This is a genomic window from Pseudoalteromonas sp. SANK 73390 (assembly GCF_054966645.1).
This window is the reverse complement of sequence record NZ_ARPN01000195.1, coordinates 20,424-44,617: the sequence shown is the minus strand read 5'-3', so window position 1 is coordinate 44,617 and position 24,194 is coordinate 20,424. Positions and strand designations below refer to the sequence as shown.

Below are 24,194 nucleotides of genomic sequence, written 5' to 3'. Positions count from 1 at the left end.
AGGGGTATTACATCTCTTTTATAAAAAAATAGCTCATTCTAGCGAGCTAATTGGTTCATTAAATGCGATAAAAATAGTTTGTGCAGAATATCTATATACCGGAATTTTTGCTTGATTACTTAGCCATTTATCTATCGCAATACCTAATCATTCTTTTAATGCGATTGATACTGCTCTCAATGTAAATCATTAGAGTTTTAACGAATAAACTTATTCATAATTCTCAGTGACTGATTAGCAAATTAATGAATTATTAAAAGTATTATAAAACAAAAGAGTAACATTAGATTGATTGCGTTTATGTCAATTGTCTGTATCCATTGTGGGGCGGTTGTGTTATTTTTAGATACATAAGTAAGACAGATTTAGTCTTAATCAAACAATGTTAGCGCTCGATCATATAGTGTAATTTATCATGGGAATAAGCAGTAGTTGTTTAGTATTATTAAGCTATTCAATTGTTATTTAGAGCAAATGGACGAACAAGAAATTACAATGTGGTCACACTGGAAGATTCGAAAGTGTGAAAATGCGAGGCATTTCCTATACGAAAAATATCAGCAGTGGGCTGATATTGAAGCGCTTTGTTGGCAAAAGCGTTTATGTAAAGTCAGTGCTGATAAAGAAGACTTTTATCAGCATGCAATGATAGGCCTGCTGGAGGCTATGGATAGTTTTGATTTGGATAAAGGAGTAAAGTTTAAAAGCTATGCACAATACAGGGTACGTGGAGCCATTCTTAATCATGTATTCAAATATTCAGATGACTGCGCATATAAAAATAAGTTATACAGCTCAACACCCGATGGCAACACTAAAATAGACGGTTTAATTGCATCGAGTGGGCTCGTTGGCGCTATAGAAGAGTTGGCACTTGAGTATCTTTTAGAATATGAACACGAAGAGGCTATAGAAACTAGATTGGGTGGTCATTATTATTCATCCTATGAAATGGAAAAGTTTAAAATTAGTTGTATGGCAGCGGTGTTAAGGTTGGATGAACCCAAAGGAGCCATATTATCACTGCATTATCGTTTTGAAAAAAGTTTGACAGAAGTGGCTGATATTTTGGGATTATCTTTAGGTCGAGTTAGTCAATTACGAAACATTGCGCTTAGAGAAGTAGCAAAAATGCTGGAAGAAAGTTAATTAAACTTTTGAAGTGCTAGTTGCCCTTTAGAAGTTTATCAAGTTGATTTTGTAAGTCTCGTGAATTTGTAATACTAGGCTCTATCTGAGCGCATACAGTATCAACCATTTTTATAAATTCAGGTTCATTTTCCAGTTTATCACCAAACTTATGCTTTAAGGTGCTAAAGACCAGTTGTCTTATTTGTCCTTTTAAAGGAGGGGCTGGATCTGAAAGGTAGGAAGAAGACACTGCTTGTTTTTTTGTTTTATCGCTTTTTTCCTTTGGCTTAGCGCTGGTATAACCAAAGTTAGCTTTTGACTTATTTATTGGAGGGAGCATGGTAAACCTCTATGTGGTTTTTATGTGCGTATTATAAAGTGAACTTACGTGTATTGCACGGTTTTGCAAGTATAGATTTTTACATCGTGGAGAAGGTACTGTGCTATATATAAAAGATTTTTGTAAGCAAACAGTCGTTTCAAATGATCAAATTAAAACTGCAATTGCGAAAGTGCCCAATGCCCACCTTAAGGGTTTGCAATACATCGTCTATGATCCAGAGCGCTTTTTTCAGCGCAGTTATGTGAATCCGAGGCCAATTAACTATAACGTGATAGGGCAATACAATCGATTACCCAGTAAATTTATTACAATTCATAAAATCATTCATGAAGAAAACTTCTATCATGTTCTCTATCATGAGATTGGTCATCATGTGTTTAATCATATTCTACCTAGTCGGATGCGAGTAACTTGGGTGAATGATATTTTTCCAAACAGTCAGTATTTTGTTTCAAATTATGCATCAACAAATGCACAAGAAGACTTTTGTGAAAGTTACTCAAGTTTTTATACTAATGCTAGTGATTTAAAGAAAGATACTAGGAAAGCATCTTTCGTTCGCCACTGTATGACGCACATAGTCTAGTAAATTTATAATTTACATTTTTTCACTAAAAAATTACGAATAATGCGTTGCTTCTATTGATCTGAGGTACAAATCTGGTACATTTCGCAGCCTAAATGGATTTGAGACTAAACGTGAGTAGAGAATGAATGTTTCTAGAACTGAAAAGTTAATGTCATTTTGGTTAAATGATAAAAAAAATGAGCTGTTACTTCAGGAGCTACTTACTAGCATTTCTCAACATAAAGAGTTTGAAACATATGCTAAAGCTTATTCTGAGATTCCATTTGATCAAATAAAATCTCAAGCTGTTCATGCTAGTGCAGTCGAATTATTAATCCAGAGTGGGCAAACAGCATCTGCAAAACAACATCTAGTAACTTATCAATTAATACTATCGCAGTGGTGCATTTATTTTAACGCACTAATTCAATTCAAAGAGTCAAATTTTTATGGCTGCGTTGAGACATTTAGCAATTTTCCGGCAGATTCGAAAATACTTGCTATGACTTACACATTGTGTGCTCGGGCACATTATATGAGTGGAGAAATAGAATTAGCAAAGCTTGTGTTGGATAAGTACATAACAAATCATGTAAATGCCGAAGCACTTGGTTTGTATGCAATGTGTTGGCTTGATCTTGGCAATTACGAACATGCGGAAGAATTCGCCAATAATGCAATACAAGAATTTGAATATCAGCTAGATGCTCTGCTTGCACTGGCATCATGTGCCTTAGCAAAACATGAAATCGCGTTAGCTGAAAAATATGTAGGTAAATGCTTGCAAATTAACCCCTATATTGGGCGTGTTTGGTCCTTGGCTGGCCAAATAGATTTATACCATGCGCAGTATAATAATGCGGTCATAGCATTTGAGAAAGCAGTCACTTTTATGCCAAATCATATAGGTACTTATCATTTATTAGCCTGGACATACTTAATTATCGATGAACTAGAAAAAGCAGAATTACAATTCCAAAGTGCACTTGAATTAAATCCGAGCTTTGCTGATTCACATGCCGGCTTGGCAATTATTGAGCTTAATAGAGAAAAGCTCGATGAAGCAAATAAGTTAATTAAAAAGTCACTACGTTTAGACCCGAATAGTTTTACAGCTCATTATGCCCAGTCGTTGCTCAGTGCTAAAAATGGGAATGAAGCTTCTGCGAAACAAATGATTGAACGTATATTAAACTCCAAAAGTCATGTGAATGAGTTAACGCATCTGCAACTAATTGAAAAATCAATAAAAATAATAATTGAACGCTCTGGGAAGTATAATGAGCACTGATGTTGTTATCAGTTATCTGGGCAGCATGTTTCAAGTTGCTTTGCAAATAGCTATGCCACTGCTAGTGGCAACTTTAGTCGTTGGTCTTTTGATTAGTGTCTTTCAGGTAGTCACACAAATACAAGAAATGACTTTGACATTTGTGCCAAAAATAATTGTATCTGTTGCGGTACTGGCAATTGCAGGCCCTTGGATGCTAAATGTGTTGATAGAGTTTACGATTCAAACTATATCGTCCATTAAAAACTTTTAAGCTATTTAGTTGCAGGGGTTGATTGGGGCCGTATGGATCTAACTGGTATCGCAAGTGAGTTTGTATTGGTCATGTCAAGGTTGATGCCATTTTTTATATCTAGTGGTTATGGACCTTTGCAAAGGATACCTGGTTTTGTGCGTGTTGTACTCTTAATTGCATTTTCTATTGTTTGTTGTTTTTTGATAGAGCAACAAGTAGAGGTACAAGCAACGCAGTGGATTGTTTCAATTATCGGAGAGTTTTTAGTCGGCTTAGCGTTATTTTTTACGCTTCAACTCGCATTTGTCACTATCACATTTTGGGGCCGCGTATTAGATATGCAAATAGGTTTTGGGGCTGCTGGCGTTATCGATCCAACCAATAAGGGCCAAGACCCATTGTTAGGAAGTATTTTTTTAGCCGCAGCGATTTGTATTTTTTATGTTTCTGGTATGCATTACAAATTAATTGAAGGCATTGTATTTAGTTTTGAAGTTCTACCAGTGGGTGCTGGATTATTTGATTTAAAATTACCTAATTTTGCTTCTTTAATTACGATCATGTTTACTGTTGGGCTATTTATGTTTGCCCCAGTAATAATTTTAATGTGGTGCCTGGATATGTTTATTGGATTGTTATCAAGAACTATGCCTCAGATGAATATTTATTTTGTAATGCTCCCATTAAAAATTTTTTCAGGGTTATTTTTGCTCGGCTTATTTACTATGCATAGTAAGTTTATATTTGAACGCTTATTTAACCAGGTCTTTATTTTTTGGAATGGGATGTTGTCTTAGTTATGTCGCAAGATCAAGATAAATCGGAAAAGCCAACTCCACAGAAGCTCAAAGAAGCAAAGGGTCGTGGACAAGTTAGTAAAAGCCAAGAATTGAACTTACTTGTAACATGCATTGTGTTTTTATCTGTATTTACTATGTTGTTTGATAGTATATCAATGCAGTTTATAAGCCTACTTAAACGTATATTTCTTATTTCTTCAGATTTTTCGTTTACATCGGAGTCCTTAGTAACTCTGTTCCGATTTGTTAGTATGGAAATGCTTTATATTTTTGTTCCACTAATTGGCTTTGTTATGCTATTTGGTGTGTTTTCAAATGTATTTCAAACAGGTTTTGTTTTGAGCTCATTTCCTATAACACCTGATTTTAAAAAGATAAACCCCGCATCAGGATTGAAAAAGATATTTTCAAAAAAGACAGTTTTTGAATTAATAAAAAGTGTTTTTAAATTATTGGCTTTCACATTGGTTATCTATTTTTCTTCTTCAACGTTAATAGAGTATGCATATGAGTTAATGATATCTCCCGTTAGTATTTTACCTTCCATTTGGTTAAATATGTTAATAAAGGTTGGTATATATTTTATTCTATTATCAGCTCCATTTGTATTGTTTGATATTATTTTTAATCGTTGGGATTTTATGCAAAATATGATGATGAGCCGTAAAGAAGTAAAAGATGATCATAAAAAACGCGAAGGTGACCCAGAGGTAAAATCTAAACAAAAGCAAATACAACAAGAGCTGTTACAAAAAAGCGCTGCACTCAGTCAGGTTAAAGACTCTGACATCGTTATTGTTAATCCAACCCATATTGCTGTCGCACTGAAATATGACAAGTTAACAATGATTGCACCAGTGGTCATGGCGGTTGGTAAAGGTGAACTTGCAGGTAAAATTCGCTCTCAAGCACGTCGCTACTCAGTTCCAACTATTCAAAATAAGCTATTAGCAAGAAAGCTTTATAAAGAAACACGTTTGAATAAACCAGTTCCAGCACATTGTTTCGACGATTTGGCCCCAATATTTCGATGGTTATTAGGAATAAAATAAATGAAGAAGATCGCATCGATATTAGCGGCTAACAAAGACTTATTATTGGTGATTGCAGTAATCGTCATTTTGATGATGCTGTTTATACCAGTGCCTCCGCTATTGTTAGATATATTACTAATTCTCAACTTTAGTTTGGCCTTATTAATATTGATGCTTACGTTTTATACAGATAAACCGCTAAGCTTTTCTACCTTTCCATCTTTGCTGCTGATTGCAACGTTATTTAGGTTGGGCCTAAATATTTCTGCAACGCGGTTAATTTTAAATGAAGGAGAAGCTGGGCAAGTTATTTCGTCAATTGGTAGTTTTGTTGTGGGTGGTAATTATATCATCGGTTTAGTCGTATTTTTTATTCTTATCGTCGTGCAGTATGTTGTGGTAACCAACGGGGCTCAGCGAGTGGCTGAAGTTGCCGCAAGGTTCACTCTTGATTCGATGCCTGGTAAGCAAATGAGTATTGACGCTGACCTCAATATGGGTCTAATTGATGAGCATACCGCAAAAAGTCGTCGTGAAAACATAGAGAAAGAAGCTAACTTTTATGGTGCTATGGATGGTGCGAGTAAATTTGTAAAAGGTGATGCGATAGCGGGTATTATCATCATACTTATAGATATTATTGGTGGTTTAACGATTGGTGTTGCACAGCTAGGCATGAGTTGGGAAGAAGCTTTACAGACCTACACATTACTCACGGTCGGCGATGGTATTGTGACCCAGATCCCTTCATTGATCATTGCAACAGCAACGGGAATAATCATTACGCGTGCAGCCACTGACGCTAATTTAAGCGATGAACTTGGGCGACAAATAACCTCGTCACCGAAAACACTTTTCATCGTCGCATGTGCATTGTTTAGTGCCATGCTATTGCCTGGTTTGCCAGTGATTCCGTTGTTGTCTATTGGTATTATTTTCCTTGCGCTTGGTATTGTCGCTTATCGTCGTTCAAAGACGATAGATGATAAGCAAAGCGGTGATAATGATAAAAACATAGAACTGAGTAAAGAAGAAGACAGCATTGAGTCGATGCTAACAATTCGGCCGTTGGAATTAGGGGTGTCAGCTGAAATTGCGGATGCAATACATGAACAAGGTGATGTTTTATTCGATCGATTTGAAACGTTTAGGAAGCAGCTGACAAGAGATCTTGGAATTATTGCACCAAAGCTATTTTTGCTTGATGATCCAAGTTTGAAAGAGGGATGTTATGAGCTGCGCATATTAGGCTCTCGAGTTGGGCGAGGTAGCTTATATTTCGATAAATATTTGGCAATTGACCCTAAAGGAAAGCTAGATGCAGTTGAAGGCACTAAGGCAAAAGAACCGACTTATGGTTTACCGGCTTGTTGGGTGTCACAAGAGCAATCAAATAATGCGCGAAGAGCGGGTTATACTGTGGTTGATGCGGAAACCACTTTACTTACTCATCTCACCGAAATGATTAAATCTCATGCATGGGAGTTGTTAACTCGTGCTGAAACTGAGAAATTGATATCCCGATTGGAAGGTACACAGGCAAGCCTACTAAATGAGCTTATTCCAAACGTACTTAGTTATTCTGAAATTCAAAACGTATTACAGCAACTACTCAAAGAAAAAGTGTCGGTTAGAAATCTTGAAATGATTCTCGAGTGTTTAGTAGATAAAGGGAAAGTATCAAAAGAAGTACATTTTTTGTGTGAGCAGGTACGTGAAAAGCTTAAAGCTCAGATTGTACAAACCTTGTTAGATAATGATGATATGTTGCATGTTATTACGTTTGAACCAATTGTTGAACAACAGCTAATCTCTGGTGTGCAAAGCGAAAGTGGGCATAGCTCTTTAGCGATAGACCCACAGTTAACAGACCTAATTATCCAACAGTTAGCCGGCTTTACTGAGCAGGCTATATCTAAGCGCTTACCTGCTGTCTTAGTTTGTCACTCTCCGATTCGCCTAGCAACAAGACATCTGTTAGAGCGTGTAATCCCTCAGCTACATGTGTTGGCAATTTCAGAGATCCCTTCCGCTGTTTCTGTGACAAACTTAGGTGTAGTGCGTAGTAGAAAAAGTATGGAGGCAGCATAGTTATGGCAGTTATCGAAGCGATTGCACAAGGTATTGAGCGAGATCTCGCACATTTAAAGGCAGTGAGCCAAAATGTTTCTAACGTTAATACTCCTGGCTATCAGGCAATACAGTCTTTTGATGTTGCATTAGGAAACAACCAAACAGTCGCTCAACAAAACATATCTTCAAAATATGGTGCATTGAAAGACAGCGATCGTAATCTTGACTGGGCGATTGCATCACAGGGCTACTTTGTCATTGAAAAACATGGGCAACTGTTTTTGTCTCGTTATGGCCGCTTTCATGTATCGTCTGAAGGTTGGCTGACTCATGTGTCAGGCGGACGATTAGTTGGAGACAATGGAGCAATAAATGTTGGTAGTGGACAAGTATCAGTCTCTGAACAAGGTCAAGTGTTTATTGATGGCCAGCAACTGGAACAACTAAAAATTGTTGAAGTTGGTCAAGTTATTGCTGGGCAGTCAGGTGGTTTGTACTCATTTTCTGGGCCAGTTACAGACGTACAAAACACCCGCATAAAAGCAAATTCGATTAATGTCTCAAATGTCGACTCAGGTGAACAAATGACACACATGATTAATTTGAATAGACACGTGCAAAGTTTACAAAAAGCAGCATCTGCATATGACCAAATGATGAATGCTGGAATTAATGAATTGGGAAGAAAATAACAATGATAGAAGCTTTATATATAGCAGAAACAGGGATGAACTCGCAGCAGGAATTGATAGAGGTTATTTCTAATAACATTGCAAATGTATCAACGCCAGGATTTAAAAGCTCAGATGTTAATTTCGTGGATTTGGTATATCAAACAAACCCAAGTATGCAAAACACGCAGCTATCTGAGCAATCGCAAACACAAGGTATTGGTGTAACCATATCTGAGCAAATGGTTAACTTTGAAAGAGGCGATTTAAAGCAAACGGGTAATCCATTTGATATTGCAATTAATGGTAATGGTTTTTTGGCGGTTGAAACGCAAAATGGAGAACTTGCCTACACACGAGCGGGTAGATTACGAGTTGATGAGAGTGGATATCTAGTATCGTCTCAAGGGCAAAAGTTAAGTGCGAATATTCAACTGCCACCAGATGTTACCAGTGTTACTTTTACTTCAAGTGGTGCAGTTTTAGTTCGGGTAGACAGTTCTACACAGTTAGTTGAACTTGGTCAATTAGAGCTCGTTAATTTTAGTAATCCACAGGGCTTAACGCGCTTGGGTAATAATCTATATAGTGCAACTGAGCAGGCAGGACAACCTAATTTTAGCACCCCAGGTGAAAATGGTGTTGGTCAGATAGTACAAGGTTTTACTGAGTTATCGAATGTATCAATGAATGAAGAAATGGTTAACTTGATGCTGGCTCAGCGAGGATATCAGTTAAATGCTCGGATCATTCAAGTGTCAGATCAAGTGCTAGAAACTATTAACAACTTAAGGCGCTAGAGCTGTGAGGTTTTCTGCTGTTTTTGTGTTCTATCTATTAATTGGGTTATGCGTTATATCACCCAAAGTTAAATCAGCGGAGCCTACTTTAGTTGTGCGTATAAATAAGATGCAGCACCAAGGCAATGGTACCATTTTAATCGAAAGTATCGCTGATGTTTCAGGGTCAAATAGTCATTTAGTTAATCAGGTTAAAGCGCTTGAAATTACTTGGCCAAGGTTAGCTAATCGATTGACTTCACAAGATATTACTAAAAGTGTGAAAGCAATTGCACCTAATTTGAGTGTTGATTGGAAGGTGACTGGATTACGTCAGGTATTTCTAAAGCAATGTTGGCAGTTACCAAAATTTGAAATCGAGCAGGTTGCTGCTCGGCAGGTTGAGTTGTGGCTAGAGTCTAGTCATATACGGCTGGTATCTGCGAAGTTTCATGATGATTTAGAGCGATTATGTGTGCCACATAAAACTAGCAAGGTCTCTGTAAAAAGTTACGCGCCCAATACAGTCTTTAGCAAACAACGGTTGACGCTTGATTTAGATAATGGCTATGAGTTTTCTATTGTTATGTTGCTTGAATTTGAACGGTTAAGTCCTGTACTGGTTGTTGATAAGAAGAAAAATACTTTATTAAGCGCAACTGATATTCAATGGCAATGGCACCGTATTAATCATTTAAAACTGCCTAACCATAAAATGGTAGTAAAAGACTTGATCGTTAGTAGAAACCTAATGTCTGGCAGTGTACTTAACAATAACAATACCAGGATAAAGCCATTAGTAAAACAAGGTGACCAAGTGCAGTTTAAGATGCAAGACGGTGCTTTGTTTATCACAGGAAAAGCGAAAGCATTGGGGGAAGGGCAATTGAAAGATGAGATCAACATTATGCTTGAGTCAAGTAATCAGGCTATTAAAGCAAAAATTGTACAAAAAGGAGTTGTCGTTGTTTTACAGTAAAATACAGGGCTTAGTCATTGTGCTATGTGCAATTTTGAGTCTGAATCTTTATGCCACGTCATTATTTGATGAAAGCGCATTTAACTCTTTGACAGCAGATAAAAGAGCAATGTCAGTTGGTGACACAGTAACTGTAATAGTGCTTGAAAATGCACAGGCAAAAAGCCGTTCGGGTACGTCCAATGCGAATGATTTGTCAATTTCTGCTACAGGCAGTTCATCGCAAGGTACTTGGCCACATAGCTTAGGCATTGGCGCAGAGTATAGCGGTGACGCGATCACTAGTCGTAATGGATATATTAAGGCACAAATTACAGCCATTGTTAGTGAAATTGACTTGCACGGTAACTTAGTTATTCAGGGTGCGCAGAACATTACCATTGATGGAGAGTTACAAAGTATTGAATTATCAGGTCGTGTAAGAGCTGTCGATATTATGGCAAACAATACGCTACTTTCTTCGCGAATTATGAATGCAAAAATTAACTTCACAGGTGATGAGCCTGAGTCTGAAGGTATGTTGTCTCAATTATTTACATGGTTAGGATTTTAGGAATGCGCATATTAAGTTTGGCAATAACCTGCTTTGTGATGTTCTATTGTGCAACTGTTTATGCAAGTGGTTCAGGAGCGGTAAGAGTTAAAGACTTGGCTCGAGTAGATGGGGTTCGTGAAAATGCTTTAGTTGGGTATGGTATTGTAGTGGGTTTAGCTGGCTCAGGAGACTCCTCGCGTAGCCTTGCAACATTACAATCTGTTAAAAATACGCTAGAAAGCTTTGGCCTGATTTTATCTACGGATGATATAAAAAGTAAAAACGCTGCAGCCGTTATAGTGACCGCTGATTTACCTGCATTTGCTCAACCCGGTGATAAATTAGATGTACATGTTTCCTCTATTGGTGATGCAAGAAGTCTCACTGGCGGGACGTTGTACATGACACCTCTTAAGGGGGCGAACAGCAAAGTTTATGCTTTAGCACAAGGTAACTTAGCGGTTGGAGGTTTCAAATTTGAAGCTAATCAAAGTGTGTTACAACGAAATCATCCTACGGTTGGGTTTATTCCACAAGGAGCAACTGTTGAACGTGAAATTAAAAACCAATTTGTTAATGATGACGGCACTTTAAGTTTAGTGCTTAAGCATCCAGACTTTGTGACAGCTGACAGGATTGTTAAAGCACTTTCCAAGGCAACAGGTTTTGATGTCACAGCCTTACATGCGGGTAAAATAGTGGTTACACCAAGCGAAGGTATGTCTGTGATCTCTGCAATTGCATTGATTCAACAAGCTTGGGTCGTGCCAGAAGTGGCGTCAAAAGTAGTAATAAATGAGCGCACTGGTACGTTGGTTTCAGGTGCCAATATACGTATTGGTGGTGTTGTAATTTCCCATGGCTCAATTGAACTAACTATTGACACTGATTTTTACGTTTCTCAACCTAATGGCGTACTAATTAACCCAAGTAGTAGGATTCAAACTACAGTGACGCCAACAAGTGAAGTCACGGTATCTGAAGATCATGAGGCTTTATACCAAAATGCTCAAGGCACGAGTATTGCTGAGCTCATTAGCGCACTTAAAAAACTAAAATTATCAACTCAAGATATTATTTCTATTTTGCAAGCACTTAAGAAAAGCGGCGCATTGCATGCTGAGTTAGTGGTTCAATAGGAGAAAAATATGTCTGATTTATTATCTATAGAAGCGCTTAGATTATCAATGAATATTGCTGCTACACAGCAGCGCTTAGCTCTAGAAAATATTGCATCTCATAGTATTTCTAATGCAGGTTCTCAACGCGCTGATTTTTCGACCTTGTTGGCAGAAGTTAACGCTCTCCCTGCAGAGCAACGAGCGCAAGTGATTTCAAACTTATCGTCTCAGTGGCAAGAAGTAGAATCCAGCTATATACAGCAAAGCCATAAGAAGGCGACACTTGATGAAGAGGTGGCGCTGTCAATGAAAGCGTCTGGTAGTTATCGAAAGCTAGCTGAAGTATTAAATAGAAAATTGGGATTAATGAATCTCGCGATATCAGGAGGAAAGCGATAGTGGCACATGATATTTACGCTATAAGTATGTCGGGCATGGCAGTTGAACGTGCAAAGTTACAGGCGGCATCTTTGAACATTGCCAATGCAAACTCTGTAGCATCCTCACCTGAAGGTGTTTATAAGGTTCAACAACTGTCAAGTGCAGTAAATAACTTATCGTTTGCGCAGCGCATAGAGCTGCAAGCTGATCAGTTACTTATGCAAACGAGTTTGGTACAGGCACAGTTTAAACCTGAGCATGCACTTGCCAATGATCAGGGTTATGTTTATGCGCCGAAAATTAATTTAGCAACTGAGATGCTCAACCTTAACACTGCCACACGCGCATATGAAGCAAATGTAAAAGCGTTTAATGCGTATAAAAGCATGAGTTCTAAAGCGCTAGAAATAGGGAAATAGTATGGAAGTCTTAGCAATTGGCTCAACTGAGCTGGTTAAAACTAGTGATGTGGCAGAACTCGTTTCAACCCAACCACAGAGCGTATTTATGGATACTATGTTAGATCAAGTTGCACAGCTCAATGGTAATTTAGTTGAAGCGAACAGTATCGTAGAGCGTGTGGCAATGGGAGAAAGCATCCCGTCTCACGAAATTATGATTGCGATGGAAAAAGCGCGGTTGGAGCTCAATATGGCTGTTCAAGTCAGAAATAAATTACTTGATGTTTATCAAGAAATTACAAAAATGCAGATTTAGGTGAGAACTCAAAAATGGGAAATATAATTACCACATTAACGCCTGTACAGAAGCGTTCAATGATGGCAGCAGCCGCTTTAATCATTGTTTTGACGGTACTTGCTGTTGTTTGGGTCGTTAAAGCGAACTACCAAGCTATCCCTGTTGATAATGTTCAACAGTCAGCAGCGCTTATAGAAAAGTTTGAGCAGAATAATCTGGATTACAAATATACGTCTAGTGGCGAATTATTAGTTAATCAAGAACAGCTTGGAAAGAGTCAGCTGTTATTAGAGCAAGCGCAGGGAAGTAATTTTTTATCTCACGGGTTAGAGCTTTTTGATAAAACCGACTACGGCATGACTGAACACGCACAAAAAGTAACGTTTCAACGCGCAATGCAGGGCGAGTTAGAAAGAACCCTATCGTCGCTCTCGTATATTAATTACGCACGTGTTCATCTAACTTTGGCGGATAAAAAGCTGTTTTCATCAGACAGCTTACCAGCAAAAGCCTCGGTAACTTTGTTTGCCGAGCCAGGTTATGAAATGACACGGCGCAATGTAACTGGGGTGCAATCATTAGTTGCAGCAGCTATTGAAGGTTTAAATACAGAACAAGTCACCGTTTTTTCGCAACATGGAAAGCAGTTGTCAAGTGGTTCGGCTGATTCAGATGAGCAAGCATTATTAGTTGGCAGCGCTGCAAAAGAAGCTCAACTAATTCAAAAAGTTGAAAAATTATTAGCGCTTTATATGATGCCATCACAGTTTGCCGTATCTGCAAGTGTAGAATTGAGTCATAAAAAGATGAGTTCTGTGGAGAAATCGTTACTTGTAGGGCCAAGTGGTGAAGGCGTTATCATTCGTAAGAAAACGTCAAATCGTGGTTTAACTAACAACGATGAGCAAAGTGAACCAAATTCACTACAGGTAAATGAAGAGCTTGAATATTCAGTTGGCAGTAAAACAGAACAAAGCACCCAGCTGGCAGGTCATGTTGAAAGAGTCAGTATTGCTGTTGCTTTAACTGCTAATGTCGGGGAGCAACAAATAGCTAAATTAAAGACTTTGCTGGCCTCTGCTACTGGTTTGAATAAAGCGCGCGGTGATACGGTCGCTATTGAATATTTTGAACCGATTATCCTAACAAATACTCCTCCAGCAGAGGTGGCAAACTCAAAACCAGAATTAGTTACACAACCACACACTAAGCTTCAAACATCAGCAGTAGCAACAAACCAATGGGCGTTGAATTTTACATCTTTCCAGATGGCGCTTTTGATTCTTATGCCTGCAAGTATTTTGCTACTTGGGGCTGTGCTTATTAGACGACGTCGTTTACCAAAAAAAGAACGTCAAGCTTTGTTGCAAGAAGTATCACAGTGGTTAGAGGCTCAGGAGGCTAGTAATGCACGCTAAACATGATCCTGTCAAAATGGTAGCACTGAAGCTTACTACGTTGAGTTGGATAGATAGAGTGTGGTTATTACGTCAATTAAACCCCACAGTCAGTCGGCAAGTAAAAAGTGCATATAAGGCCTTAAACCAGATTGGTATTGAAAACCCTAAAGAGTTGTTGGCACAGTTTTCAACGGAACATGAGCCAGTGGATATTGAAATAGAGCAACTTCCGAGCGAAGTTTATGCATATTTACAGCGTGTTAAAGCAAATGAACAACTGGTGACGCCAAGTATAAGAAAACTACTAGATGAACATTTGTCAATGAACCGTTCGGCCCATAATACTTGCCTCAAGGAGGGCCGGTAATGATAGGTAGCGTTAAAACTTATCATAGTCCAAATACTGATGCCGATGTGGTCTCGACTATAGACGAATCTAATACTGAACAAACTTATCACAGTGTTGCAGGTTTACAAGCTCATGCTACGCCTGATGTAAGAGCTTTATTGATGGATATGGATGCTAAGCAAAGGCAACAGCTTATTGTTGAAATGTTTGAACAGGATATTGAAACCATTGTTAAAACAGAGTCTGAACGCGGTTTTAAGGAAGGTCGAGAGCGAGGTTTACAAGATGCTCAAAAGCAAGCTCAGTTAGAACATGATGAAATGAGAAAAGAAATCGACACGAAGCAACAAACATTAGTGTCGCTAATCGAGAGCGTAAACCAGCTAACCCCGCAAGTGCAGCTTGAGGATAAAGATATTTATGACGTTATGACACTTGCCGTCTTTAGGCTTCTAGGTGAAAGGCTAGAAAAAGGCGACTATTTAGATCAGGTGTTGAAAAGAGCAACACAAGAGTACTTAGTGACAAAGCACGTGATCTTGTGCTTGAGTACTGAGGATTATCAATTTGTCCATAAGCATTTAGAGAGTCAGTTTTCGTCTTCGATACATGAAAACGTATTAATAAAAGAAGATAAAAAACTAGCGATTGGGGATACTCGACTTGAATTGACCAGTGGCAATATTGAGACAAACTTTAGTGAGAAACTCCATACATGGTGCAGAAATTTAGCACAGCTAAAAAGGAGTACTGACATTGACTAATTTAAAGTTATTCAAGCAAACACTGGATAACATTGAAGGTCAAGTGAGTAAGGGCTTTGTTGTGACGACCATCGGACTTGTGGTCGAGGCAAATTGCCCGGGTACATACATTGGTGAACTTTGTAAGATATACCCAAAATCAGGCCAATCTGAAATTTTATGCCAAGTTGTTGGTTTTAGAGAGCAAAAGGTATTGCTTCTGCCGTTTGAAAGCTTACGTGGTGTGACGTATGGAAGTAAAGTGGTGTCATTAGGTCACAACGTCACGGTGCCTGTTGGTGATAATTATTTGGGTCGCGTGATTGATGCATTTGGCAAACCAATAGATGGTAAAGGTGTAATTGAAGAAGCCGTTGACGTAGAAATGGATTCTGCACCAATTAACCCGCTGGATAGGGAACCAATTTCTGATGTATTTGATACAGGCATCACGGCGATTGATACATTTTTGACATTGGGCGCGGGTCAAAGGGTGGGCTTATTTTCAGGCAGTGGTGTTGGTAAAAGCAGCCTACTTAGCGATATATGTAAAAACAGATTGACGGATGACAGAATTAACATCGTTGTGTTGGTCGGAGAGAGAGGCCGAGAAGTTGAAGAATTTGTGTCTCGCACATTAGGTGAAGAAGGCCTCATAAATTCAATTGTAATTGCTGCAACAGCACAAGAGTCGCCGTTAGTTCGCGTCCAGTCAGTTAATTATGCTTTGGCTTTGGCTGAGTATTTTTCGCAACAAGGCAAAGAAGTGCTATTAACCATTGATTCTATGACGCGTTTTGCTATGGCGTTAAGAGAAATTGGGTTAGCAATTGGCGAGCCTCCTACACTCAAAGGCTATACCACATCGGTATTTTCTGCGATCCCTAAAATAGTTGAGCGCTGTGGAAAATTCAAAGGCCGCGGTTCTATTACAGCGATATTTACAGTATTGGTGGAGAATGATGACTTTAATGATCCTGTTGTAGATACTCTACGTGCGATTTTGGATGGTCATATCGTACTGACTCGGCAATTAGCTGAACGCTATCATTTCCCAGCCATTGATATTTTAAAATCTGTTAGTCGATTATTTACAGATTTATCGACAGTTGAACAACGAGAATCATTACTTAAAGTGCGCAAAGCATGGCTCAACTATGAAGATAATAAAGAGCTGCTTGAAATTGGCATGGTTGAAGGTGAAAACTCTAATGCGCAACATATAAAAAATAATTATCAGGCAATTTGTGACTTCTTACAGCAGCCGAAAAATAAGCACATTGATAGAGATACGATGTTTAAGTGCCTAAATGAATTGGAGTTGCATGATGTCTAATAACCTTAAAATAGCGCGTTTGTGTGGGCAGTATGCTCAGCTATTTGAGCATCGTTTTATGACTAAGCAAACCCAGATTAACGAGTTAATTGTGAGAATCGATGATGTACAAGCGCAGCATAAAAGTTGTGCTCAGAAACTAGATGAGACAAACAATTACTTCTTTAAAGCGAATGTGATCCCAGAGATGCATCAAGCTACTTTGAATCATGTAGCGTCTTTAACTCGTACTATGTCTCAATTGAGCGAGCGTATAAGTGAGCTTAAGCTGGAACGAGAAACGTTGGAGCAAGAGTTGAAATTACTTAAGCTTAAACAAAAAGTCATAGACAACCAAGCAGGTAAATTTGAGTTGCAGGAGCTGCAGAGGTTGCATAAAGCACAAGATAAACAATTGGAGCAGCTATGGGTTATCAATATGGGAGGGAAGCACCGTGCTTGACAGTTTAGTTTCAGCTTTTAACACAAAGTCGCTAGATGGCAGGAGTACAGGCCAGCCAAATAATAAAAACAGCTTAGACTCGCAGTTTTTGGAGTTGTTAAGTGTACCAAATACGTCTTACCTCGCAGACAGTAAAAAAAATGGGGTGATCTTTTCTCCGTCGAGACCACCAGAACAATGGCAAATTGATAGCCAACAAGAAAGTTTAGAAAGTAAACTGCAAAATAGTTTGACATTGCTATTTTCAGGACAAGTTCTTGGCAAGCAACCAGACAACACAGAAACCGGTGGCGATAAGCAGCAAGTCAACCTGACTAATAATGCGGTAACGTTCTTCACTCAAACGCAAAGTATAGGCCAAACCTCGGTAACCGAAGTTAAAGTTACTGTGTCTTGGGGACGATTGGCAACAGGATATTTGTCACAACTTAAAACTGCCAGTGAAGTGGCTGATATTCAGCAAGTGAGAACCGCAAATTCCCCTTCTTTACCAATGCAAAAACACATATTACAAACAAGTGTTAAAGCTAAAGCTGAGCAATCGCAAAGCTTTAAGCTAATGCAAGCGAGTTCCTATGGTCGCGCTTTATACCAGCAGGTTCGTGGGCAAGTAAGTAATAAAAGTGCTGTTGAGATTGTAAAACCGTTTTTTGATTTACGCTATCAAACTCACTCTGAACAAGCACTATATGTGTTTTCTACGCAGCAAAATGAATTAAAAGTATCAGCAAGAGACTATTTTAGTGGTCAGGATCATAGCTATGCAATTAGGTCTTGGATGAGTCAATTAGCGAGTGATGAAATGCTCGCCAAGATACAAGAATATAGCTTTAACGGTGTTACTGTTTGGAGAAAAGGAGGCCTCAATGGCAATTGAAAGCATTGGTCAGGTAAATGGGGCAACTAATGCAACTAATGAAAACAGCAATGTTTCTCAAGATGAATTTATAAAGCTATTTTTGGCCCAGCTCAATTCTCAAGACCCATTAGAGCCGTTAAATAATAGAGAGTTTTTAGCACAGTTAGCACAGTTTTCTGCGCTGGAACAAACGCGTCAATCTAATGACAAGTTACAAAGCCTGCTATCGATGAACTCATCGAATCAGGCATTAAATTTACTTGGAAAAACCGTGCAAGTTAATTTGCAATCGGGCTCTGAGTTTAATGGCACCATTGAAGCTGTTCACTACGACGCGAATGGACCAACATTAACAATAAAAAGTGCTGAAGGTAGCTTTATCGATAAGGTATCGTTAAGTCGAGTGACTGTGGTACAACAATAACGGGAGTTAATTATGTTTCAAGCCTTCTTTAACGGGCTTTCGGGAATGCTTTCATTCTCAAAAAACCTAGATACAGTGAGTAATAATATATCGAATATGAATACCCCAGGTTTTCGAGCTGCTGATACATTTTATGACAGCTTGAGCGGCGGTGAGGGTAATGGGGGTATTGGCACGCAAATATCTGGTTTAGGGTACCGGTTTACTCCTGGAGATATCAAGCAAACAGGAAATGCAACAGACGTTGCGATTAGTGGTCAAGGCTTCTTTACTTTGTTGCAAGATAATGAACAGTATCTCACTCGTGCTGGACAATTCACATTTAATAGTGAAGGTATTCTTGTTGATAAAAATAGTGGGCTAAGTGTTGCGAGTTTAAGTGATACTGGCGCTATGTCAGAATTTGATATTAGCAGTCTAAAAATGCAAGCACCTAAAGCTTCTACATCTGTTGAATTAAGCGGTAACTTGTCAAGTGGTGCTTCATCTCATGAAATATCAGGTGTAAAAGTTTTTAACAAGCTGGGTGAAGAAATTGAATTGACATTGAAGTTCACAAAAAGTACCACAGTTACGGGTGAATGGAGTGTTGATGTAAGTAAATCGTCAGCTCCTGGTGTTGTTCTTTCAACATCTAAGGTTACTTTTGGACCTGATGGTACACCTAAACAAGGAGAAGCTTCATTTTCAGTTAATATTGAAGATTCAATGGGCGGTAGTGCTGCGGTGACTTTTGCATTAGGCAGCCCATCAAACTTTTCTCAGTCAACATCGATGGATACAGGGGAAACCTCAACACTTAAGGCAGATGTTAAGGATGGGTCTGCGGTTGCGTCTCTAACAAGTATTGAATTTTCATCGGATGGCTCTTTGGCATTAAAATATAGCAACGGGGAGACTGTGAAAGGCCCATCTTTAGCGTTAGCACAAGTTAAAGACGAAAGTTCTCTAAAGCTCGTTAATGGTAATATGTTTATTGCACAAGGAAACTCTGGGGTTACTTTTGGCAAGGCAGGCACTGCTGGCTTGGGTGGTATCGCAGGAAAGAGTATTGAGCTATCAAACGTTGATTTATCGCGTGAATTTGCAGACATGTTAGTCATTCAGCGTGGTTATCAAGCAAGTTCAAGGTTGCTTAATGTATCAAACCAGTTGCTAGAGCAGCTATATGAGAATACTAGAGGCCGATAATGTCAGTTTTGAGTGCGGGTGTATTTGATAAAGAAACACGATTGGCCATAACTAGTTTGTTAAATAAACAAGTCAGCAAATGGCAAAAAACGTGGTTTAGCAGCTGCAAGTTTGACGTAAATATAGTTTTTAACGAACAGCTATTTTGTGCACTTTCGCTTACACAAAGTCAAATGGAAGATATGCATGAATCAGGTATTAGCATTTATGCAGATACAGCATCAAGCGAGCAAATATTATTACAGCAAATGTTTAACTGTAATGAAAATACCATGCAGGTTTTGCTGCAAACATTAGATACAGATCCAATCGATAATGTGTATTTTGATTTACGTAATAAAATTTTTGCTGGGTTTGCTATTAATAGCCCGGTTAAAAATTGTAAGCAACAGCCAGTTATTATGATGCAGCTGACATCGGAAAAGGCTTCACTGTCTGTTTACTTAACTGCTGATGTAATTCAGATGTGGTTAGAGTCATCTAGTAGCGATCAAAATAAGAAGGTTGTAAGCCCACTGAAGCAAGCTGCAAAATACAGTTTGCTGCCAATGCGCGTATCACTAAAAACTGAACCTGTTAACTTTGTGGATGTTATGTGTTTAAAACAAGGTGATGTCATTATGCTTAAGCAGGAAGTTGAAAAACCAATCCCTGTCGGTGTTAACCAAGCAGATAATGTGGCATCAGGCTATTTAGTCGAGCGTGATAATAGTAAAGCAATTATATTTTTGGAGTCGTAAATGAAAGACGTTCAACCGGTAGAGTTTACAGAAGTAGCAAAAGATAACGGAACAGGTACAAAGGTGTTTTCTGGTTTAGACAAGCGAGTCTTAAAAGGCGTGCAAGTTGAACTTGAATGTATAGTTGGAGATACGGAAATCTCTTTAGATAAGTTGTACTCTTTAGAAGCTGGCGAAGTCGTTAAACTTCAGCAAAGCACGCAAGATACTATCAAACTTTGTTTAAACGGTAATGTAGTTGCATTGGGTCGACTTGTGGCTGCTGAAGGGAAATTTGGTGTAGAAATAACGGATGTTCCGGTTTTAACAGATGAATGAACTTCAGTTTAGGCAATCAGAAGCTGTGGGTGAATTTCAGTTAATCATATTAGCTGTCGTGTCTTTGCTTCTGGTTGCGGTTTATATATATTTAAAATTTGTCTATGTAAAAAGTCATGAAGTGCATGAAGGTGTAAGAGTTTTAAGTAAAACAAGGCTTAGCCAACAAAGCGTGGTTTATGAATTGTGTACAGACGATAAGAAGTATGTTGTGCTTGAATCGAAGTTTGGCGTTATTGAATTACATGGCGAAACACTAATTAAAGAGGTAGAGCAAATTGGGTAAAATGATTAGCTTTTTGTTCATACTTCTTGGCTGCTTCCCCCAAGCATATGCAGTCACTGAGAGTACACAGACGAGCTTACTACAGGAAGTAACTAACTCTGGTCTACTCGACAGTTTAGCACCTGAGCTAAAAACTGTCCTTACCTTAACATTATTATCGTTTATTCCGGTCATGTTGATTGCGATGACTGCCTTTACAAGAATAGTCATTGTTTTATCGATGCTACGACATGCGCTAGGGTTACAACAAACCCCCCCAAACATTATTATTATTACGCTAAGTTTGTTCTTAACATTTTATACTATGTTACCCGTTTGGGAGAAGGTAGAGAGTGAAGCTGTTCGCCCTTACGTCAGTGATACGATTAATTTAGAAACTGCGCTGGATAATGGTGGCAAACATATGAAGGCGTTTATGGTATCCCAAACTAGAGAAGAAGACTTCTCAGCAATACTTGAGATGGCAAAGAAAGAGCCGCCAAAAAGTATTGAAGAGGTTTCATTTAGTTACTTGGTGCCAGCGTTTTTGCTTAGTGAATTAACAACGGCATTTAAAATTGCGTTTGTTATATTTATACCATTTTTATTAATTGATTTGGTAGTGGCAAGTGTATTAATGTCTTTGGGTATGATAATGCTACCTCCGATCTCTATCGCATTACCTATTAAAGTAATGCTGTTTGTATTAATTGACGGGTGGTCGTTAATATCACAATCTTTAGTCAGTAGTTTTACATAGTACTATAAGTTAACCAAGTGTAGAGTAGATAGCTCTATACTTGGTTGTTAATTCTTAATTAAACTTATTTTTATAAATATCTAATAATACAGAGTTTGTCGAGCTATTAAGTTCATCTTCTGTAACATTTTCTTGTGTTTCACTATTACTACTTTCAGCATCTTCGCTAATGAGAGATAAAAGTTTATTCATACTCTCATTCAGTGATAAGTTTTCGTCATTTAAAAGCATACCGTCTCTGAGGTCGCTTTTTGCTTGCTCTATATTGTCATGTAGTATATTAACAAGTGCATTTGCAAAAAGAGCCAGATAGTTATTGCTGTTTAGTTCAAGCAGCGGTTCTATATAGGTGTTAAATGTATCTAAGTCTTGATTGATAACTGCAAGAAAACACAGTTGAAATCGTGATATGTTAAAATTGGGGTTAATATTTATACTGAGTATAAACGCATCTTTTGCTTGCTTGTAAACACCATGTTCAGCATGATATGAGCCGTCTAAAAAGTGCAATTCAAAGCTGTGTGGTTGCAGCTTTATTAATTCTGATATTTTATCATATTGCTGGTTTTCTATAATTTTAGGAAAATCGTTAATTAACTCTTCTATGCTTGTTAGTATCAATTCTTCTGAAGTTTCCATGACTAAATTCTTTGTTCAATCGTTCACCTATCATAATTGAATTTTTGTTTTATGGCTATGTGCAAATTGCAGCTTCGGTAACTGAGTTTGTTTATTACGTACTTTTGGTGGTTGTATTGAGTGGCCTAATTTTATGAGCGAATTAAGTTACCTTGAAGCAATCTAGTAGATGTTTGTTAATGCCTGTAGATGCGTTTTATAACGTTAAGATATATAAACTTATGCTACAGAGATATATTTAAACTTGAGTATAGGTTCATGTTTTTTGTTTTTTTAAACTCATTTACATACATAGCGTATTTAGGCTTTTACCTTCACTAATACATTAAAGCTATTGCTCTAGACATAACCTAAATAATAAAAAGGTTGATTCACACTTGCTATGAAAAAGTCGGTTGAAAAAATCATCGTATAAAATCATGCCAATAATACGGGCTTTTTGTGAAGTTGTTGATTTTTCATTTATAAAGTAACAAAGAGGTAATCAGCTTATCTCTTTGTTTTATTTGTACTTAGTTACAATAGCGGCTGCTGCTGACTAAAGCACACGATGTTAAAAGTGCATCAGGTACTGGTGAGGGTTTTAATGTAGGGCTATAGACGATGAATGTTTTTAATTTTGAAGTTGAAAACTACAAGCCATTGAAAATTATATTATTTTATTTTTTATGGGAAAAAAGAACAAAAAGTAGCACTTTTTATTAAACATTTCGAAAAAATCTTGGAAGAGGTATATAAAGCTAAACATAAACTGCAAAGGGCGCACCATGGGAACTGTTATTTCAGGCGAAGGACTCGGTTTTTTCAACAATTCAACTTCACTTTTGGGACAAAGCAATCGTGCGGCACACGGACAAGCATCAGAGAATATATTTGTTAATGCAGCCACGGGTAATTTAGTTCTACAAAATCAAGATGAACAGGTGAAAGGGCTGGGCTTAGGCTTGGGCGTGATGCGTACCTACAATAGTTTGGGACATTTTGATAGTGACAATTTGCTGGGAAATAACGACCAATGGCGTTTAGGGTTTTTAAAGTCAATCTCACTTGAAGGCACAAAGAACCAGGCGGGCAGTGTGGTTACACGGGTGACGGCAGATGGCTTTGCTCAGCGCTTTAACTATGATGCGGCTAAGGGCTACTATGTAAGCACATCGGGCAGTGATGCTCATGATACGTTAACGCTGAGCAGCGATGGCAGTGCCACACTGAATATTGATGGTCAAAACCAATTAGAGCGTTACGATACACAAGGTCGCTTAACAGCGATGCTCAGCCAACAAGACCATGAAACAACAATTACCTATGCACAAGACCGAGCAAGTCATATTACCACTAAAACAGACAGTGGTACTGAAACAACATCACTCCAGTATAACGCCCAAGGGTTACTTGAGCGCATTCAAACCCAAGCAGGCACAAGCAATGCCCAAACTCGCGTGTACTATGGGTATGATGGCAACCAGCGCCTGTCATCGGTTAAAGTAGACTTAACCCCTGATGACAATGCAATTGCCGATGGCAAGGTGTACGAAACTCGTTACACCTACCACGGTGATAGCAACCGTGTACGCACGGTTAGCCAGTCGGATGGCACCTCGGTGCGCATCGGTTATGAGGCGTATGGTGATGACTACCGTGTTCACACTATCACAAATGGTGAAGGTCATATTACCCGTTACCAATACATAAGTGAGAATCATACACGAGTAAGCATTGGCGGCAATTATGTTGATTACTTCTTCGACGATAAGCAGCGTTTAGTTGGTAAAGAGCAGGCAGTTAATAATCAAATCATTCGTAATGAGTATGTTTACCATAGCTCAGGGAATGCACTTGGTAAGTTAAAACACGTTACCGATGGCTTAGGGCGTACCACTGAATATACTTATGATGAGCGTGGTAATTTAACTAAAGAGCAAAGTAGTGATAGTCAAATTACGCGTCAGTACAACGAATATAACCAACTGGTTTTAGAAATCCGCAATGATGATGAAAGCCGCTATGTGTATGATGCTCAGCAGCGCTTAATATTTAGTCTAGAAAAACAAAAAACGACACTTTCCAAGTAACAGAGTATCGCTATAA

The 24,194-nt window shown here is 38.4% G+C and carries 30 protein-coding genes; 28 read left to right on the top strand and 2 right to left on the bottom strand.

Annotation, left to right across the window (positions count from 1 at the left end):
• The first annotated feature begins 432 nt into the window (after positions 1–432).
• A complete protein-coding gene (locus tag SANK73390_RS21295) occupies positions 433–1,149 on the top strand; it encodes a sigma-70 family RNA polymerase sigma factor (protein WP_462768314.1) in 717 nt (238 codons plus the stop codon).
• A 16-nt stretch (positions 1,150–1,165) separates the two neighbouring features.
• On the opposite strand, the gene SANK73390_RS21290 is transcribed toward SANK73390_RS21295, so the two are convergent.
• Positions 1,166–1,471, bottom strand: a complete 306-nt coding sequence (locus SANK73390_RS21290) for a hypothetical protein (RefSeq protein ID WP_261591501.1) — start codon at positions 1,469–1,471, stop codon at positions 1,166–1,168.
• 100 nt (positions 1,472–1,571) lie between these two features.
• Here SANK73390_RS21290 and SANK73390_RS21285 point away from each other — a divergent pair, with 100 nt between their 5' ends.
• The 26 genes from SANK73390_RS21285 (at position 1,572) to fliP (ending at position 21,467) form a co-directional block, all read left to right on the top strand.
• Positions 1,572–2,060 carry a hypothetical protein gene (locus SANK73390_RS21285; RefSeq protein ID WP_462768313.1) on the top strand — a complete coding sequence of 163 codons (489 nt, stop codon included), beginning with the start codon at positions 1,572–1,574 and terminating at the stop codon, positions 2,058–2,060.
• Positions 2,061–2,184: 124 nt separating this feature from the next.
• Entirely contained in the window at positions 2,185–3,333 is a 1,149-nt protein-coding gene (locus tag SANK73390_RS21280; protein ID WP_462768312.1) for a tetratricopeptide repeat protein, read from the top strand.
• Complete coding sequence (locus SANK73390_RS21275) at positions 3,323–3,586, top strand: flagellar biosynthetic protein FliQ (protein WP_261591504.1); 264 nt, start codon at positions 3,323–3,325, stop codon at positions 3,584–3,586. The genes SANK73390_RS21280 and SANK73390_RS21275 overlap by 11 nt, the downstream gene beginning before the upstream one ends.
• Positions 3,587–3,618: 32 nt before the next feature.
• Complete coding sequence (locus SANK73390_RS21270; RefSeq protein WP_261591505.1) at positions 3,619–4,365, top strand: flagellar biosynthetic protein FliR; 747 nt, start codon at positions 3,619–3,621, stop codon at positions 4,363–4,365.
• A gap of 2 nt (positions 4,366–4,367) precedes the next feature.
• Positions 4,368–5,420, top strand: coding sequence for an EscU/YscU/HrcU family type III secretion system export apparatus switch protein (locus tag SANK73390_RS21265; RefSeq protein ID WP_462768311.1), 1,053 nt, complete (start codon positions 4,368–4,370; stop codon positions 5,418–5,420).
• On the top strand, positions 5,421–7,493 hold the full coding sequence (flhA, locus tag SANK73390_RS21260; protein ID WP_462768310.1) for a flagellar biosynthesis protein FlhA: 2,073 nt from the start codon (positions 5,421–5,423) through the stop codon (positions 7,491–7,493).
• Between the two features lie 2 nt (positions 7,494–7,495).
• Positions 7,496–8,167, top strand: coding sequence for a flagellar basal body rod C-terminal domain-containing protein (locus SANK73390_RS21255; RefSeq protein ID WP_462768309.1), 672 nt, complete (start codon positions 7,496–7,498; stop codon positions 8,165–8,167).
• A 2-nt stretch (positions 8,168–8,169) separates the two neighbouring features.
• Complete coding sequence (gene flgG, locus SANK73390_RS21250; protein WP_462768308.1) at positions 8,170–8,946, top strand: flagellar basal-body rod protein FlgG; 777 nt, start codon at positions 8,170–8,172, stop codon at positions 8,944–8,946.
• A gap of 94 nt (positions 8,947–9,040) precedes the next feature.
• Positions 9,041–9,904 (top strand): flagellar basal body P-ring formation chaperone FlgA, encoded by an 864-nt coding sequence (gene flgA / locus SANK73390_RS21245; RefSeq protein WP_462768307.1) that lies wholly within the window; start codon positions 9,041–9,043, stop codon positions 9,902–9,904.
• Positions 9,891–10,457: a flagellar basal body L-ring protein FlgH gene (locus SANK73390_RS21240; RefSeq protein WP_462768306.1), complete on the top strand. Its 567-nt coding sequence runs from the start codon at positions 9,891–9,893 to the stop codon at positions 10,455–10,457. The genes flgA and SANK73390_RS21240 overlap by 14 nt, the downstream gene beginning before the upstream one ends.
• A gap of 2 nt (positions 10,458–10,459) precedes the next feature.
• Entirely contained in the window at positions 10,460–11,578 is a 1,119-nt protein-coding gene (locus SANK73390_RS21235; RefSeq protein WP_462768305.1) for a flagellar basal body P-ring protein FlgI, read from the top strand.
• A gap of 9 nt (positions 11,579–11,587) precedes the next feature.
• Positions 11,588–11,959, top strand: coding sequence for a hypothetical protein (locus SANK73390_RS21230; protein WP_261591513.1), 372 nt, complete (start codon positions 11,588–11,590; stop codon positions 11,957–11,959).
• Positions 11,959–12,360, top strand: coding sequence for a flagellar basal body rod protein FlgC (locus SANK73390_RS21225; protein ID WP_261591514.1), 402 nt, complete (start codon positions 11,959–11,961; stop codon positions 12,358–12,360). Before SANK73390_RS21230 ends, SANK73390_RS21225 begins: the two co-directional genes overlap by 1 nt.
• Position 12,361: 1 nt before the next feature.
• A complete protein-coding gene (gene fliE / locus SANK73390_RS21220; RefSeq protein WP_462768304.1) occupies positions 12,362–12,658 on the top strand; it encodes a flagellar hook-basal body complex protein FliE in 297 nt (98 codons plus the stop codon).
• Positions 12,659–12,672: 14 nt separating this feature from the next.
• Positions 12,673–14,058, top strand: a complete 1,386-nt coding sequence (locus SANK73390_RS21215; protein WP_261591516.1) for a flagellar M-ring protein FliF C-terminal domain-containing protein — start codon at positions 12,673–12,675, stop codon at positions 14,056–14,058.
• The gene (locus tag SANK73390_RS21210) at positions 14,048–14,407 is read left to right on the top strand and encodes a hypothetical protein (RefSeq protein ID WP_261591517.1); all 360 of its coding nucleotides are present in this window, start codon (positions 14,048–14,050) and stop codon (positions 14,405–14,407) included. Before SANK73390_RS21215 ends, SANK73390_RS21210 begins: the two co-directional genes overlap by 11 nt.
• Positions 14,407–15,153 (top strand): FliH/SctL family protein, encoded by a 747-nt coding sequence (locus tag SANK73390_RS21205; protein WP_462768303.1) that lies wholly within the window; start codon positions 14,407–14,409, stop codon positions 15,151–15,153. The genes SANK73390_RS21210 and SANK73390_RS21205 overlap by 1 nt, the downstream gene beginning before the upstream one ends.
• Entirely contained in the window at positions 15,146–16,468 is a 1,323-nt protein-coding gene (locus SANK73390_RS21200; RefSeq protein ID WP_462768302.1) for a FliI/YscN family ATPase, read from the top strand. Before SANK73390_RS21205 ends, SANK73390_RS21200 begins: the two co-directional genes overlap by 8 nt.
• On the top strand, positions 16,458–16,910 hold the full coding sequence (locus SANK73390_RS21195; protein ID WP_462768301.1) for a hypothetical protein: 453 nt from the start codon (positions 16,458–16,460) through the stop codon (positions 16,908–16,910). The genes SANK73390_RS21200 and SANK73390_RS21195 overlap by 11 nt, the downstream gene beginning before the upstream one ends.
• Positions 16,903–17,787, top strand: a complete 885-nt coding sequence (locus tag SANK73390_RS21190; protein WP_462768300.1) for a hypothetical protein — start codon at positions 16,903–16,905, stop codon at positions 17,785–17,787. The genes SANK73390_RS21195 and SANK73390_RS21190 overlap by 8 nt, the downstream gene beginning before the upstream one ends.
• Positions 17,777–18,193 (top strand): flagellar hook assembly protein FlgD, encoded by a 417-nt coding sequence (locus SANK73390_RS21185; RefSeq protein ID WP_261591522.1) that lies wholly within the window; start codon positions 17,777–17,779, stop codon positions 18,191–18,193. Before SANK73390_RS21190 ends, SANK73390_RS21185 begins: the two co-directional genes overlap by 11 nt.
• A 12-nt stretch (positions 18,194–18,205) precedes the next feature.
• Positions 18,206–19,384 (top strand): flagellar basal-body rod protein FlgF, encoded by a 1,179-nt coding sequence (gene flgF, locus SANK73390_RS21180; RefSeq protein ID WP_261591523.1) that lies wholly within the window; start codon positions 18,206–18,208, stop codon positions 19,382–19,384.
• Positions 19,384–20,124 (top strand): FliM/FliN family flagellar motor switch protein, encoded by a 741-nt coding sequence (locus SANK73390_RS21175; protein ID WP_462768299.1) that lies wholly within the window; start codon positions 19,384–19,386, stop codon positions 20,122–20,124. Before flgF ends, SANK73390_RS21175 begins: the two co-directional genes overlap by 1 nt.
• Positions 20,125–20,442, top strand: a complete 318-nt coding sequence (locus SANK73390_RS21170) for a FliM/FliN family flagellar motor switch protein (protein WP_462768298.1) — start codon at positions 20,125–20,127, stop codon at positions 20,440–20,442.
• The gene (locus SANK73390_RS21165; RefSeq protein WP_261591526.1) at positions 20,435–20,728 is read left to right on the top strand and encodes a hypothetical protein; all 294 of its coding nucleotides are present in this window, start codon (positions 20,435–20,437) and stop codon (positions 20,726–20,728) included. The genes SANK73390_RS21170 and SANK73390_RS21165 overlap by 8 nt, the downstream gene beginning before the upstream one ends.
• Position 20,729: 1 nt before the next feature.
• Positions 20,730–21,467 carry a flagellar type III secretion system pore protein FliP gene (gene fliP / locus SANK73390_RS21160; protein ID WP_462768315.1) on the top strand — a complete coding sequence of 246 codons (738 nt, stop codon included), beginning with the start codon at positions 20,730–20,732 and terminating at the stop codon, positions 21,465–21,467.
• A 54-nt stretch (positions 21,468–21,521) separates the two neighbouring features.
• Here fliP and SANK73390_RS21155 read toward each other — a convergent pair whose 3' ends face one another.
• Positions 21,522–22,106 (bottom strand): hypothetical protein, encoded by a 585-nt coding sequence (locus SANK73390_RS21155; protein ID WP_462768297.1) that lies wholly within the window; start codon positions 22,104–22,106, stop codon positions 21,522–21,524.
• Between the two features lie 767 nt (positions 22,107–22,873).
• Here SANK73390_RS21155 and SANK73390_RS21150 point away from each other — a divergent pair.
• Positions 22,874–24,178 (top strand): DUF6531 domain-containing protein, encoded by a 1,305-nt coding sequence (locus SANK73390_RS21150; RefSeq protein WP_462768296.1) that lies wholly within the window; start codon positions 22,874–22,876, stop codon positions 24,176–24,178.
• The last annotated feature ends 16 nt before the right edge of the window (positions 24,179–24,194 follow it).